The organism is Rahnella sp. ChDrAdgB13 (assembly GCF_017655185.1).
Lineage (GTDB): Bacteria > Pseudomonadota > Gammaproteobacteria > Enterobacterales > Enterobacteriaceae > Rahnella > Rahnella contaminans.
Window position 1 is genome coordinate 15,660 of sequence record NZ_JAEMGT010000003.1, and the last position, 14,725, is coordinate 30,384.

General features: G+C 54.1%; 12 protein-coding genes. 4 read left to right on the forward strand and 8 right to left on the reverse strand.

Features of this window, described 5'->3' with window-relative positions; all coding sequences use genetic code 11:
• Positions 1-3 precede the first annotated feature (3 nt).
• The 6 genes from gudD to dgt form a co-directional block, all read right to left on the reverse strand.
• On the reverse strand, positions 4-1,341 hold the full coding sequence (gene gudD / locus J8X26_RS01355) for a glucarate dehydratase (RefSeq protein WP_208949972.1): 1,338 nt from the start codon (positions 1,339-1,341) through the stop codon (positions 4-6).
• Positions 1,342-1,373: 32 nt separating this feature from the next.
• Entirely contained in the window at positions 1,374-2,711 is a 1,338-nt protein-coding gene (locus tag J8X26_RS01360) for an enolase C-terminal domain-like protein (protein WP_208949973.1), read from the reverse strand.
• A complete protein-coding gene (locus J8X26_RS01365) occupies positions 2,708-4,084 on the reverse strand; it encodes an MFS transporter (protein WP_152327673.1) in 1,377 nt (458 codons plus the stop codon). Before J8X26_RS01365 ends, J8X26_RS01360 begins: the two co-directional genes overlap by 4 nt.
• A gap of 305 nt (positions 4,085-4,389) precedes the next feature.
• On the reverse strand, positions 4,390-5,550 hold the full coding sequence (locus tag J8X26_RS01370) for a CdaR family transcriptional regulator (RefSeq protein WP_152327672.1): 1,161 nt from the start codon (positions 5,548-5,550) through the stop codon (positions 4,390-4,392).
• Between the two features lie 217 nt (positions 5,551-5,767).
• Positions 5,768-7,207 carry a serine endoprotease DegP gene (degP, locus tag J8X26_RS01375; protein WP_152327671.1) on the reverse strand — a complete coding sequence of 480 codons (1,440 nt, stop codon included), beginning with the start codon at positions 7,205-7,207 and terminating at the stop codon, positions 5,768-5,770.
• 207 nt (positions 7,208-7,414) lie between these two features.
• On the reverse strand, positions 7,415-8,929 hold the full coding sequence (gene dgt / locus J8X26_RS01380; RefSeq protein ID WP_165059065.1) for a dGTPase: 1,515 nt from the start codon (positions 8,927-8,929) through the stop codon (positions 7,415-7,417).
• A gap of 184 nt (positions 8,930-9,113) precedes the next feature.
• Here dgt and mtnN point away from each other — a divergent pair, with 184 nt between their 5' ends.
• The 3 genes from mtnN to J8X26_RS01395 all read left to right on the forward strand — a co-directional run bounded on the left by mtnN (position 9,114) and on the right by J8X26_RS01395 (position 11,218).
• Positions 9,114-9,818 (forward strand): 5'-methylthioadenosine/S-adenosylhomocysteine nucleosidase, encoded by a 705-nt coding sequence (gene mtnN / locus J8X26_RS01385; protein ID WP_208949974.1) that lies wholly within the window; start codon positions 9,114-9,116, stop codon positions 9,816-9,818.
• The gene (gene btuF, locus J8X26_RS01390; protein ID WP_208949975.1) at positions 9,818-10,624 is read left to right on the forward strand and encodes a vitamin B12 ABC transporter substrate-binding protein BtuF; all 807 of its coding nucleotides are present in this window, start codon (positions 9,818-9,820) and stop codon (positions 10,622-10,624) included. Before mtnN ends, btuF begins: the two co-directional genes overlap by 1 nt.
• A 348-nt stretch (positions 10,625-10,972) precedes the next feature.
• A complete protein-coding gene (locus J8X26_RS01395) occupies positions 10,973-11,218 on the forward strand; it encodes a hypothetical protein (RefSeq protein WP_152327667.1) in 246 nt (81 codons plus the stop codon).
• A gap of 103 nt (positions 11,219-11,321) precedes the next feature.
• Here the strand turns inward: J8X26_RS01395 and erpA are convergent, their stop codons facing one another.
• Both erpA and clcA read right to left on the reverse strand, forming a co-directional pair.
• Positions 11,322-11,681, reverse strand: coding sequence for an iron-sulfur cluster insertion protein ErpA (gene erpA, locus J8X26_RS01400; protein ID WP_369825840.1), 360 nt, complete (start codon positions 11,679-11,681; stop codon positions 11,322-11,324).
• 88 nt (positions 11,682-11,769) lie between these two features.
• Positions 11,770-13,233 carry a H(+)/Cl(-) exchange transporter ClcA gene (gene clcA, locus J8X26_RS01405; protein WP_208949976.1) on the reverse strand — a complete coding sequence of 488 codons (1,464 nt, stop codon included), beginning with the start codon at positions 13,231-13,233 and terminating at the stop codon, positions 11,770-11,772.
• Between the two features lie 186 nt (positions 13,234-13,419).
• Between clcA and hemL the strand changes: the two genes are divergently transcribed.
• A complete protein-coding gene (hemL, locus tag J8X26_RS01410) occupies positions 13,420-14,700 on the forward strand; it encodes a glutamate-1-semialdehyde 2,1-aminomutase (protein WP_208949977.1) in 1,281 nt (426 codons plus the stop codon).
• The last annotated feature ends 25 nt before the right edge of the window (positions 14,701-14,725 follow it).

A 14,725-nucleotide genomic window follows, 5' to 3' on the forward strand; every position in this document is an offset into this window, starting at 1 on the left:
CGGCTACCGAACCAGACAGGGTTTCTTCGGATCAAACGTCCAGTCCGGCACCAGGAACTGCATGCCCTGCGCATCATCGCGCGCGCCCAGCCCCATCCCCTTGTAGAGTTCGTGAGCTTTCATCACCTGATCCATATCCAGCTCAACGCCCAGCCCCGGTTGTTCCGGCACGCGCACTTTACCGCCTTTGATCTGTAGCGGTTCTTTAGTCAGACGCTGATTGCCTTCCTGCCAGATCCAGTGCGTATCGATGGCGGTGATTTTGCCCGGCGCGGCGGCGGCAACCTGCGTAAACATCGCCAGCGAGATATCAAAGTGGTTATTGGAGTGAGAACCCCACGTCAGGCCCCATTCATGGCACATCTGCGCCACGCGCACCGAGCCCTGCATGGTCCAGAAATGCGGATCCGCCAGCGGAATATCCACAGATTTCAGCTGGATGGTATGGCCCATCTGACGCCAGTCGGTGGCGATCATATTGGTCGCAGTCGGTAAGCCGGTGGCCTGACGGAATTCCGCCATGATTTCGCGCCCCGAGAAACCCTGCTCCGCGCCGCACGGATCTTCCGCATAGGCCAGCACGCCACGCAGTTGTTTGCCGAGCGCGATGGCTTCATTCAGCGACCACGCGCCGTTCGGATCCAGCGTGATGCGCGCCTGCGGGAAGCGTTGCGCCAATGCGGTCGCGGCTTCGGCTTCTTCACTGCCGGCCAGCACGCCGCCTTTCAGTTTGAAATCATTGAAGCCGTATTTTTCATACGCGGCTTCGGCCAGACGAACCACGGCGGCAGGCGTCAGGGCTTCTTCGTGGCGCAGACGATACCAGTCGCAGCTGTCGCCGGGCTGGCTCTGGTAGCCGAGCGACGTTTTGTTGCGGTCGCCGACGTAGAACAGATAACCGAGCATTTCGACTTCGTCGCGCTGCTGACCGTCGCCGAGCAGAGATGCGACGGTGACGCCCAGATGTTTGCCGAGCAGATCCAGCATCGCCGCTTCAATCGCGGTCACAACGTGGATTGTGGTGCGCAAATCGAAAGTTTGCAGCCCGCGGCCGGAAGCATCACGGTCAGCAAATTTTTCGCGCACGGCGGTCATGACGTTTTTGTATTCGCCCAGCGTTTTGCCGATCACCAGCAACGCGGAATCATCCAGCGTCTGGCGGATTTTCTCGCCGCCCGGGACTTCGCCCACGCCGGTATTCCCGCTGCTGTCTTTGAGGATCAGGATGTTACGGGTGAAAAAAGGCGCGTGCGCCCCGCTGAGGTTAAGCAACATGCTGTCGTGCCCGGCTACCGGGATCACCTGCATGGAAACAATTTTAGGTGTTGAAGAAGAGGTCATAGCTAACTCCTTAGTGAATTCGGATTCCGTAATCAGCGCCCCATCGCCGGGCGCTTGCGATCGAATTTCCAGCCGGGGATCAGATACTGCATTGCAACGGCATCGTTGCGGGCGCCGGTCGGCAGTTTTCTGTGCAGTTCGTGAGCGCGGTAGATCTGATCCATGTCGATCTCAATCCCTAACCCCGGTTTCTCAGGCACTTTGATTTTTCCGTTGACGATTTGCAGCGGCTCTTTGGTCAGGCGCTGATTGCCTTCCTGCCAGATCCAGTGCGTATCGATCGCCGTCGGTTTACCCGGCACAGCCGCGCCAACGTGGGTAAACATCGCCAGAGAAATATCAAAATGGTTGTTAGAATGGCAGCCCCAGGTCAGCCCCCACTCATCGCACAGCTGCGCCACGCGTACCGCGCCGTGCATGGTCCAGAAATGCGGATCCGCCAGCGGAATATCGACGGACTGCAACATCACGGCGTGCTGCATCTCGCGCCAGTTGGTGGCAATCATATTGGTGGCGACCGGCAAACCGGTGGCGCGGCGGAACTCGGCCATCACTTCGCGGCCTGAAAAACCCTGCTCCGCGCCGCACGGATCTTCCGCATAGCTGAGGATCCCGTGCAGGTTTTTACATAATTCAATCGCTTCATCGAGCAGCCACGCGCCGTTCGGATCGACGGTAATCCGCGCATCCGGGAAACGTTTTGCCAGCGCTTTTACCGCGTCGATTTCCTGCTCACCCGGCAACACGCCGCCTTTGAGTTTGAAATCTTTAAAGCCGTAGCGATCCTGCGCGGCTTCCGCCAGCTGCACCACGGCGTCGCTGTTCATCGCTTTCTGGTGACGCAGGTGATACCAGTCGTGAACACCACGCGCCCCTTCCTGATACGGCAAATCTGTTTTCTGACGGTCGCCGATATAGAAGAGATAACCGAGCACCGTCACTTCGTCGCGCTGTTTGCCCGGCCCGAGCAGCTCGCACACCGGCACGCCGAGGAATTTGCCCATCAGATCCAGCAGCGCGGCTTCAAGCGCCGCAACCGCGTTCACGCGCAGTTCAAACGTCCACGCGCCTTTACCAAACGAATCGAAATCCGACGACTGATTACCCACGTGAATCTGATGCACCAGCCGGTTCATCCGCGCTACTTCCTGGCCTTTGACCTGCGCGATGGCTTCCACCAGCGTGTTGTAAATCACTTCGCCGCCCGGCGCTTCGCCCACGCCGGTGTTCCCGGCGCTGTCCGTCAGAATCACGATGTTACGGGTGAAGTAAGCGCCATGTGCGCCGCCGATGTTCATCAGCATGCTGTCATGCCCGGCCACAGGAATAACCTGCATATCAGTAATGACCGGAGAAGATTGCGTACTCATCGTGATGCTCCTTTTTTTACGCTGGCAGAGACGAGAGGTTTCAGCTGGATACGTTCAATTTTGCCGACAATAAAGACATAGCTGATGACGGCGAGCAGTGCGTGGATCCCGACGAAAATCAGTGCGCCGTTAAACGAACCGGTGGTACCGATAATGTAGCCGACCGCAATCGGGGTGATGATGCCGGAAACGTTACCGAACATGTTGAACAGCCCGCCGCTCAGCCCGCTGATTTCTTTCGGTGCGGTATCGGCCATTACCGCCCAGCCCAGCGCGCCCAGCCCTTTGCCGAAGAAGGCGAACGCCATAATCCCGACAACCATCCATTCGGTGTCAACATAGTTACAGACAATCATCGACATCGACAGCAGCATGCCGATGACGATCGGCGCTTTACGTGAAAGCGTCAGGTTGTTGGTTCTGCGCATCAGCCAGTCGGATATAATCCCGCCCAACACGCCGCCGAGGAAGCCGCAAATGGCCGGAACCGACGCCACCATGCCCGCTTTAAGAATGGACATTCCGCGTGCCTGAACCAGATAAACAGGGAACCAGGTGATGAAGAAGTAGGTCAGCGCATTGATGCAATACTGGCCGATATAGATGCCGATCATCATGCGCGATTTCATTAACTGTTTGAGCTGTGAGGCTTTCTCGCCTTTGACTTTCGCCTTTTTAGTGACTTTCTGATCCATATTGATCAGCGCACCACCGGCTTCCATGTAGTCGAGTTCGGCCTGATTGACGCCCGGATGATCTTTCGGATCGTGGATCACTTTCAGCCAGATGAAGCTCAGGATGATCCCCAGCCCGCCCATGAAGAAGAAAACATGTGACCAGCCTACGGCCTGTGTCAGCCAGCCCATAATCGGGGCAAAAATCACGGTAGCGAAATACTGTGCGGAGTTAAAAATCGAAACCGCTGTTCCACGTTCCTGCGCCGGGAACCATGCCGCAACAATCCGGCTGTTGCCCGGGAAAGAAGGCGCTTCAGCCAGCCCGACCAGGAAACGTAATACGAAGAGGGAAACTACGATGCCGAAGCCGCTGAATATATCTACAAACCCTTGCAGCAACGTGAATAATGACCAGATGAAAATACTGTAGAAGTAAACTTTTTTGGAGCCGAATTTATCCAGTAACCAGCCACCGGGTATTTGTCCGATAACATAGGCCCAGGAAAATGCCGAAAATATATAACCCATCCCGACAGAATCGAGACCGATATCTTTCGCCATTGCCGACCCGGCAATAGATAACGTTGCGCGGTCGCCGTAATTAAATGATGTGACGATAAATAACATCACCACGATCCAGTAGCGCGCATTAGTTCTTTTTTTCACGGCACTGGCTGATGAAACGATTGTTTCCATGATGTTCTCCGGAATTGAGAGTGATGCAAATACCCCAAGGTATAAGTCATTCCAGCCAGCCACAGAACTGTAGGGTTCAGAGAGGAAGGAAGAATGCCAGTATAAGAACAACCGGAAACCAACTCATTAGGCAAAGTGACAAGCATGGAAAGCGCTTTGCATTTATCTTGAGGCGAATGCCCAGTACCATGCGAGTCAGTTCACGAAAAGAGAATGGCTTGTGATTGACGTCACGTTTAATTAAATACGGCAATTTCGTCCTGAAAATATCCGATAAAGAAATACTTTCAGGACGTACAGATTAATTAAACCTGATCGTTATCTAATTGAAGTGCCACATACAACAACAGACGATCGTCAAAATTCCCCAGATCCAAACCGGTTAATTCCGAAATACGGTTTAATCGATATTCCAGCGTATTACGGTGAATATAAAGTGCCTTAGACGTTGCCGTTGGTTGCACATTATTATGGAACCACGACGCCAGTGTACGGCGCAGTAATCCGTTGCCGTCGGTGGCCTTCAGACGCGCCAGCGGCCGCACCAGTTCATCGGCCTGCCAGCCGCCGCGTAGGCTGTCGAGCAGCACCGGCAAAATCAGATCCTGATAAAAGTAGCAACGCTGTTCGGGCATACGCTGTTTGCCGACGGTCATGGTGGTTCGCGCGGTGCGATACGATCGGGCAATACTGCCGGGACCGCTGAAGAAGTTGCCGAGGGAAATACGGACGCGCAGACGACCTGTTTCGGTCATGCGCGACAACAGATGATCGATTCGCTGCCGGTGACCGTCCGGATCCCAGCGATCGTAGCTGTTCAGCGCTGGTTTCAGCACCACCATTTCGGTGAGCGAAACAATCGCGATCAGGTTATCGCGCTCCGGCGTGGTCAGTAAGGTTTGCAGCTGTTGCAGCTCCGCCATCGCGGAATCCACGCCGAGCTGACCGCTGTCGACTTCAACCACCGCCGCCACGCGCGGGCGGTTCAGGTCAATGCCCAGACGCTGCGCCCATTCCATTAATGCCGGAGAAAGTTCATCCACGCGGATCAGGTTCAGCACCAGTTCTTCGCGCAAACGGCTGTCCTGTGCGAGCATATGTAACAAACGCGCCTGCTCAAGCATCATTTCGGCGGTCATACAAACCAGCTCGCCGTACTGACGCAGCTGTGACGGATTGCCGGTCAGTCCAATCACGCCGACAATCTGGCCATCTATGCGCAGCGGCAGATTGATACCCGGACGCACTCCGTGCAAATGCCGTGCAACACCTTCATCGATATCGACAATACGCTCCTGCGAAATGGACAACAGCGCACCTTCGTGCAATTCGCCAAGACGCTGATCGTCGCCGCTACCGATTATTCTTCCCCGTCCATCCATGACATTCACATTACTATCAATGATTTGCATTGTTCGGGCAACAATCTGTTGCGCCAGCTTTGCATCGAGATGATACGCTGACATGATCCCCTGCCTTGCCTGTTTTATCGTTGTCAGACCAGCATACCCAGCGGCTTACTCCGACACATTATGCAAATGCCCAAAGAGCGAAAGCACCTATTGAAGTTGCGGGTAAGGTCACATTTTTAAGCAAATGCCCAAGAAAATTCAGGCGCGGATCGGGAGAAAAATGCATAAAAAAAGGCACGCCGTAGCGTGCCTTGTGAGGTCTGCCTGCGGATTATTGCGCCAGCAGGTAGATTGAAGAGTCACCACGCTGAATATCCAGCGCCAGTACAGACGGCTTGGTATCCAGAATTTTACGCAGCTCGCCTAAGTTAGCGACTTTCTGCTGGTTCACGCCCAGGATCACGTCGCCTTTTTTCAGGCCAATGTTCGCGGCTTTTGAACCCGGTTTCACTTCGTCAACTTTCACGCCTTTCTGGTCGCCCGCGGTGCCATTGCTCAGCTCAGCACCTTCAATGCCGGTGAAAATGTTGCCGGATTCAACTTTAGGCGTTTGCGTACTTTGCTCAATCGTTACGTCAACATTCATCGGTTTCCCTTCGCGCAGCAGACCCAGCGTCACTTTGGTGCCGATTGGCATGGTGCCGATATCCGCACGGAACGACGCGAAGCTGCTGATTGGCTTGCCGTTCATGCTCAGGATAACGTCGCCCGCTTTGATGCCCGCTTTTTCTGCGGCAGATTTCGGCATGACCTGACTGATGAACGCGCCACGCTGTGCGTCCACTTTCATCGCTTTCGCCAGCTCGGAGTTCAGCTCGGTGCCCATGATGCCCAGTTCACCACGTTTCACCTGGCCGAATTCGATCATCTGTTTGGACAGGTTTTTCACCATGTTACTTGGGATCGCAAAACCGATACCGATATTGCCGCCGTCCGGTGCCAGGATCGCCGTGTTCAGACCAATCAGTTCACCGTTCAGGTTCACCAGCGCGCCGCCGGAGTTACCGCGGTTGATCGCCGCATCCGTCTGGATGAAGTTTTCATAGTTTTCGATGTTCAGGCCAGAACGTCCGAGCGCAGACACGATACCGGATGTCACGGTTTCGCCCAGACCATACGGGTTACCGATCGCCACGGTGTAGTCACCCACGCGCAGCTGCTCGGAATCGGCGATTTTAATCGCGGTCAGGTTTTTGGCGTTTTGCAGCTGAATAACCGCGATGTCAGAACGTGGATCTTTACCGATCACTTTCGCATCGAACTTACGGCCATCGTTCAGCTGTACGCTGATTTTTGTCGCGTTATCAACAACGTGGTTGTTGGTCACAACATAACCTTTATCCGCATCAATAATCACACCGGAACCCAGCGCACGGAAATCTTCTTTCTGTTCAGGAGCGGGTTGTCCGTCCTGACCGCCGCCCTGGCAAACCGGGGAGCCCTGGAACGGCGAACCGTCCTGGCACAGCGGAGAGTTCTGACCAAAGAATTGCTGGAACTGCTGGCCCATGCGTGGTGTTTTCACCGGCGCGCTGCCTTCAACGTTCACACTCACTACGGACGGCATGACTTTTTCAAGCATCGGTGCCAGGCTTGGCAGCTGTGTGGTGCTCGAAGATGCGGTTTCGGCAGCCAGAGCAGACGAAACCGGGGCCATTGCCATACCAACACTTAACGCTAAAGCGCTGAGGAATAAAGTCGATTTTTTCATTTTTCAGGATCTCTTAAAATTATTGTGGCAACCAAAATAGTCGCGTTGCTTGGTAGTCGTGATACTGAGATGGTATTAATAGCGTGAAGTTCATCAGGGTCATACTGACAATGGTAAAAAAGTATTGTCATTATTTACAAATGGCGCTTTTTCGGACAGTTTCGTAAAGAAAATAAAAGACGTTAAAATCTGTCTTTTTAAAACAAATTACTCCGCCGCCATCAGACGTCGATATTCGTCGTACGCATAAAGGTCTGTCATGCCGCTGATATAATCCTGAATCATTCTCGCCCGGTAATAGAACTCCTGCGCGGAAAATTCCGAAACGCCTGCGCCTTCGAGCGCCACGACGGCATTGTTATACGCCAGACGGTGTTTGGCAGAAATCTTATGCAACAGACGGGTTTCTATAGGATATTTCCTGTGCGTATCCTCCTCAACCAGCTGGCTAAAATCAGACAATGGCATATCCAGCAACGGGCTGTAAATATCCAGTAATCCGCTGATCACCCGATAGCCTTGTAATTCCAGCTCCTCGACTTCAGGATGGTTGAATACCTGTTTGAATGCGACGGATTTATAAATTTCTAACAAACGGTTCGCCTGGCTGTCGTCTTCGAGCAGCGCGTGATTAAAGGTTCCCTGATAAACATCTTCTATATTATCAATGAATCTGCGCGCTGCATGAGGCACCAGCTGTTTAACCGTCTGAACGCGAAGTTCCATAAAGAAATAATCCACCGGATTACGGAATGTTTTCGCTTTATCCATTTTTTCATACGCGGTGCGAACCACTTTATCAAAGATGTCATTCTTCTCAATGTCGCCCCATTCACGCATCAGATATTTATAGAGTTCTTCGACGCTGAAAATATTTTTCTCAACCGCATCTTCCAGATCGGCGATGCAGTAAGAAATATCGTCCGCCGCTTCCATAATGTAGGTCAGCGGGAAACGGTTGAACTCCCCCAATCCAAGCTCGCTACGCAGCTCTTTGATGAACGTTTCTTCGGCCAGATAAAAACCAGGCTTTTTCATCAGATAATCGTGCGAAGGCAGGCGGTTCATTGAGTACGCCGGACGGGTATATTTCAGGATGCAGGCGGTCTGGCTGTAGGTCAGATTGAGTTTGAGCAACGTAAATACCAGGCGAATGGCCTGCGCGTTGCCTTCAAAATTACTGAGGTCATAACGAATTTTACTGCGCAACTGATTCAGCTCCGCCTCGTCCGGCGTCAGCCGCAAACAGGCCACCAGACAGGAATCGGTTTCCGGCGGCGTTTCGCCACAGCTTTCGATATCCATGCGCTTTTTGAACCAGTTATTAATTGCCGACTCGCCGAAATGCCCGAAAGGCGGATTGCCGATGTCGTGCATCAGGCAGGCCATTTCAACTACGCTTTCGAACGGATCGGTCACGTCGTCCAGCCCGTAAACCTCGAGCTTGCCCTGACGGCGCAGGCGGTGCAGGATTTCTTTCGCAATGTGGCGGCCCACCTGCTGAACTTCGAGGGAATGCGTCAGGCGGCTGCGGACGGCGGCATTTTTCTCCAGCGGGAAGACTTGTGTTTTTTGTTGCAGACGGCGGATGGCGGCAGAATTGATAATACGTCCCCGGTCGCTCTCAAACTGCCGGACGACATCATATGCATCCCGCGCCTCAATCGGGGCGCTAAACGGGCGCTGAAAATTGAATTTCGCTTTAAAATCGATCCCGGACATGATTTCCCACCTTTTCAGCCACTCACGCGCCCGGCCAGCCCGCGTTTTGCGTAACAAAACCCACGGCCCAAACGCATTATCTCTTCCCTTTAGCCATGATAGACTATCGCACATTGTTTTCGTTATTAAACCGTCAATTCCGCACCTGTTGCGGTTCATTTCACCCCAATCTGCGAGTATTTATATGAAAGTAGGCATTATTGGCGCAATGGAGCAGGAAGTGACCCTGCTGCGCGACAAAATCATCAACCGTCAGACTATCGAGCGTGCTGGCTGCGAAATCTATACCGGTCAGCTGAACGGTGTGGACGTCGCGCTGCTGAAATCAGGCATCGGTAAAGTGTCTGCGGCGATGGGTACGACGCTGCTGCTGGAACATTGCCGCCCGGATGTGGTGATCAATACCGGTTCTGCCGGTGGTCTGGCGAAAACGCTGAAAGTCGGCGATATCGTGGTTTCCGATGAAGTTCGCTACCACGACGCGGATGTGACCGCATTTGGTTATGAGCCGGGTCAGATGGCGGGTTGCCCGGCAGCTTTCGTGGCAGCACCTTTCCTGATCGAACTGGCTGAAACCTGTATCCGCGAACTGGACCTGAACGCCGTGCGCGGTCTGGTGTGCAGCGGTGATGCATTCATCAACGGTGCCGCGCCTCTGGCCCGCATTCGTTCCACCTTCCCGAACGTTGCTGCCGTGGAAATGGAAGCTGCCGCAGTTGGCCATGTTTGCCATCTTTTCGACACGCCTTTCGTGGTTGTGCGTGCCATTTCTGACGTCGCAGACACCGAATCTCACCTGAGCTTTGAAGAGTTCCTGGTGGTTGCTGCACAGCAATCCACGCTGATGGTTGATGCCATGCTGAAAGCACTGGCTGCTTCCGAAGAGTGATGATGCGCCGGTTCTGTCTTTTGCTGATTTGCCTGTCGCTGCCCCTGATGGCGACAGCGGCACCGGCGCAGCGGGTGATCAGCCTCGCGCCTAATCTGACAGAACTGGCGTTTGCTGCGGGCATGGGCAATCAGCTGGTCGGAGTTAGTGCTTACTCCGACTTCCCGCCGCAGGCCAGCAAGCTTGAGCAGGTTGCGAACTGGCAGGGAATCAATGTCGAGCGCATTGTGACGCTAAAACCGGATCTGGTGCTCGCCTGGCGCGGCGGTAATCCGCAGCGTCCGCTTGATCAGCTCACGTCTCTGGGCATCAGGGTCATTTATCTCGATCCGCATAATGCGCAAGATGTGGCAAAGGCGCTGGAACAACTGGCAGCCTACAGCCCGGAGCCTGTAAAAGCTCAGCAGGCAGCCCGTGATTTTCGTCAGCAATGGCAGGCGCTGAAGCAAAAATATCACCGCGAAAAGCCGGTGCCGGCATTTATCCAGTTCGGCACTCAGCCGCTGTTTACCGCCTCATCCGCAACAATGCAAAGTGAAGTGCTGGAAGTGTGTGGCGCAAAAAACGTTTTCGCCGACAGCCGTGTTCCGTGGCCTCAGGTCAGCCGGGAGCAGGTTTTAAGCCGTCAGCCGCAGGTTATTGTTATATCGGGAGGAAAATCGCAAAAAGCGATCATTGAAGGTTACTGGCATTCCCTGCTCAATGCGCAGGTTATCGCACTCGAACCGGACTGGTTCAGCCGCGCGGGGCCACGTATTTTGCTGGCCGCTCAACAGCTCTGCCCTCAGCTTGCTGCCTTGCCTTAAAGGTGAATACTTACTAACAAAACGTCTTTCTGCCAAAATCTGTGCGTTGTCGCACTTTTCCGAATTGTTCTTTTATTAACCAAAATCAAGAATACAGCCCTGTCATCTGGTAACATGCCTGTCGTAGAATTATCCGGTTCGTGCACTTTCCCCGCTTGAACATTATCTCTTTGTTGTACAAACGAAATAATAAAAGTCACGCCAGAACGTTAAAAATAACGTCACTAAAAGGCATGACTGGCATCCAAATCATAAGAATTTTGGATTAAAGGCCACGAAAACATTACCGATAACCTTCTCAGCCCCGGCTGATTTTTATTGTGATTACACCAGCAGGAAAAAATATTAATGAAAGTACTCCTACTCAGCGTGCTGCTGGCTTTGAGCCCGCTGGTCGCGGTCGCGGGCATGACAAGTGGCGAGATCCACATCAGCCTGACCATTTTACCGACCTGCAAAGTGGATGTGGCGCACTCCGGCACGTCAGTTACCTGCGCCAGCCGCACGATGATGCAGCCTCACATCAGTGAAATGATGCTCGCTTCCGTTCCGGGCATCAGCACAGATTCCAAACTGGTCACGGTGGAATGGTAAGTGGCATGTGAATGCTTACTTACCTCAGCGTCCGCCATCAGCCATTAAAAAAGCCCGTCTGCATCAGCAAACGGGCTTTTTCTTTTAAGGACGAAGGGGAATATCAGATGCTGAAGGAGGAACCGCAACCACATGTTGTCTTCGCGTTCGGGTTCGTCACCACGAAACGTGAGCCTTCCAGACCTTCGGTATAATCCACGGAGCCACCCACCAGATATTGCAGGCTCATCGGATCGACCACCAGCGCTACGCCTGATTTCTCAATGGTCATGTCGCCGTCGTTGATTTTGTCATCAAAGGTAAAACCGTACTGGAAACCGCTGCAACCACCACCGGTGATATAAACACGCAGTTTCAGGTTCGGGTTTTCTTCATCAGAAATCAGGTTCTTCACCTTCTTCGCTGCGTTTTCAGTAAACTGTAACGGCAACGCAGCAGTTTCATTCAACAATGCTTCGCTCATAATCTCTCGCTCCCAATCCGCATTTGTTCAGGCCGCCGGATTGACTGTCTGAATAATGTACTCATTATCTTATACCTGAGTTAATGCTTCAAGTATGGGGTGTTTTGGTCGCGCTGTCCTGACTAATGGTGCCTTTAGTCTCAGATTCTGCTTCCGCTTTTTCGGCATTTTCACTTTCCTGCCGTTGCAAGGTGCGGGTCAGAATGGCCGAATACAAGGGTTTACCCCCCAAAAACTGTGCCAGCAGCGTTGCGCCGAGACAGGTAATAATCATCGGCAAAATGAGCTGATAGTTATCGGTCATTTCCAGCACCAGCACAATTCCGGTGAGCGGAGCACGTACACTGCCTGCAAATAACGCGCCCATTCCGGCAATTGCAAAGGTCGCGGGCTCAATGCCGTATTGCGGGAAAAAGTACATCGCCGCGGTGCCGAATGCGGTGCCCAGCAAAGTGCCGAGCGCTAACATCGGCGCGAAAATCCCGCCCGGCGCACCGGAGGCGAAGCACAGTAACGTGGTCGCAACGCGGACAACAAAGATAAACAGAAGCATCAGCAGGCTGTATTTGCCGGCCGCCGCCAGCGGGATCAGCGCAAAGCCGCCGCCTGCCGCTTCCGGCTGAACCAGCCCGAGCAACCCGCAAAAGCCGCCCAGAATACCGCCGATAATCAGGATTTTCTTCAGATTGCCGCCGTGAATGCGCGCAAACATATCCTGTGTACGGAAAATCAGCGCGTTAAAGCTGACGCCCACCACGCCAAAAACCATGCCTAACACCAGATACAGCCACAGCGTGTTGAGCGGTGCGTTCGCCAGTTTCCCGACTTCAATTACCGCGCCGTCGCCGTTGAAAACACGAAAGACGATGCTCGACATAATCACGCCGATAAACACCGCTTTGATGGAAATCAGGCTGTACCGGAATTGCAGACGCATCTCTTCGAGAATGAACAGGATCCCCGCCAGCGGTGCGTTAAAAGCGGCCGAAAGCCCGGCCGCCGCGCCGGTTGCCAGCAAAGAATGACGCGCTTCAGCGCTGCGCAGCCGGAAAATATCCACCATCATTTTCCCGACGTTTGCGCCCATCTGCACGGTCGGCCCTTCCCTGCCCAATACCATGCCTGCGCCGAGTGTGCCCATCCCGCCAAAAAACTTCACCGGGATAACGCGCCACCAGCGAACCGGCCGTAATTCTTCCAGCGCACCTTCAATTTCAGGAATGCCGGAACCGCCCGCTTCAGGCGCGAATTTGCGCACCAGGTAATAACCAAACATCGCCAGCACGGCGGAAACCACAAAGGTCAGCGGCCACAGCAGGATCCAGTAATCGCTGAAAAATCCCAAGCCGGTGAGGCGCAGGTGCATCACCCAGTTAACCGCTTTTTCGAACGCCACGCCGAGCAACCCGGCGACGGTACCGGCCACCGCGGCGACTATCAAAATCGTGACCGGCGTTTTATCGCGGCGCAGAAAAAGGCGCAGCACTTCACTGCGCTTACGCGGACCGCGCAGGCGCGGATTATCTAAATGTTCAGAGCCTGATTCATTCATTTGGTGAAAGGTTATTTGGAAAGAGTTGGGAAAGATTGATGGATTTAATCATACAAAATGCCGGCCTGACAGGATCTGCAACAATATGCCGCACGGTTTACGGTTTGATAACGCCGCTCACTTCACTAGAATGGGCGCATCAACATTCTTATTACATACAGAACCCAGCAATTCAGGAGCCGAATAATGAGTAAGTCAGAAAGTCTGTTCACGCAGGCGCAAGCGCTAATCCCGGGCGGTGTTAACTCGCCGGTACGTGCCTTCTCCGGCGTCGGCGGCGTCCCCTTATTCATTGCGCGCGCAGACGGCGCGTTCCTGTTTGATGCCGATGGCAAAGCCTATATCGACTATGTCGGCTCGTGGGGCCCGATGGTGCTCGGCCACAACAACGCGGAAATCCGCAACGCGGTTATTGAAGCAGCGCAACGCGGCCTGAGTTTTGGCGCACCGACCGAAATGGAAGTCAAAATGGCCGAGCTGGTCACCGGACTGGTGCCAAGCATGGACATGGTTCGCATGGTGAACTCCGGAACGGAAGCGACCATGAGCGCCATCCGTCTGGCGCGCGGCTTCACGCATCGCGATAAAATCGTCAAATTCGAAGGCTGCTATCACGGCCACGCCGACTGCCTGCTGGTGAAAGCCGGTTCCGGCGCGCTGACTCTCGGCCAGCCAAACTCTCCGGGTGTTCCGGCTGATTTCGCCAAACACACGCTGACCTGTACGTATAACGATCTGGATTCAGTGCGCGCCGCGTTCGAACAATATCCTGACGACATCGCCTGTATCATCGTTGAGCCGGTCGCGGGCAACATGAACTGCGTGCCGCCACTGCCGGAATTCCTTCCGGGCCTGCGTGCAATTTGTGATGAGTTCGGCGCACTGCTGATTATCGACGAAGTGATGACGGGTTTCCGCGTCGCGCTGGGCGGTGCTCAGGATTATTACGACGTAACGCCTGACCTGACCTGTCTGGGCAAAATCATCGGCGGCGGTATGCCGGTGGGCGCATTTGGCGGACGCCGCGATGTGATGGAAGCGCTGGCACCGACCGGGCCGGTGTACCAGGCGGGTACGCTTTCCGGCAACCCGATTGCGATGGCAGCCGGTATCGCCTGTCTGACACAAGTGGCACAACCGGGCGTGCATCAGACCCTGACCGAACGCACCACGCAGCTGGCTGAAGGTTTACGTGAAGCCGCAGCAGAAGAGAACATTCCGTTCGTGGTGAACCACGTCGGCGGCATGTTTGGCCTGTTCTTTACCGATGCCAAAACCGTCACCAGCTATCAGGACGTGATGAAATGCAACGTTGAGCGTTTCAAGAAATTCTTCCACATGATGCTGGAAGAAGGCATTTATCTGGCACCTTCCGCGTTCGAAGCGGGCTTCATGTCTCTGGCCCACACGCAGGAAGACATTCAGCGCACCATCGACGCCGCGCACCGCTGTTTCGCTAAGCTCTAAGCCGCTCTATCCGGCAGAAAGCAAA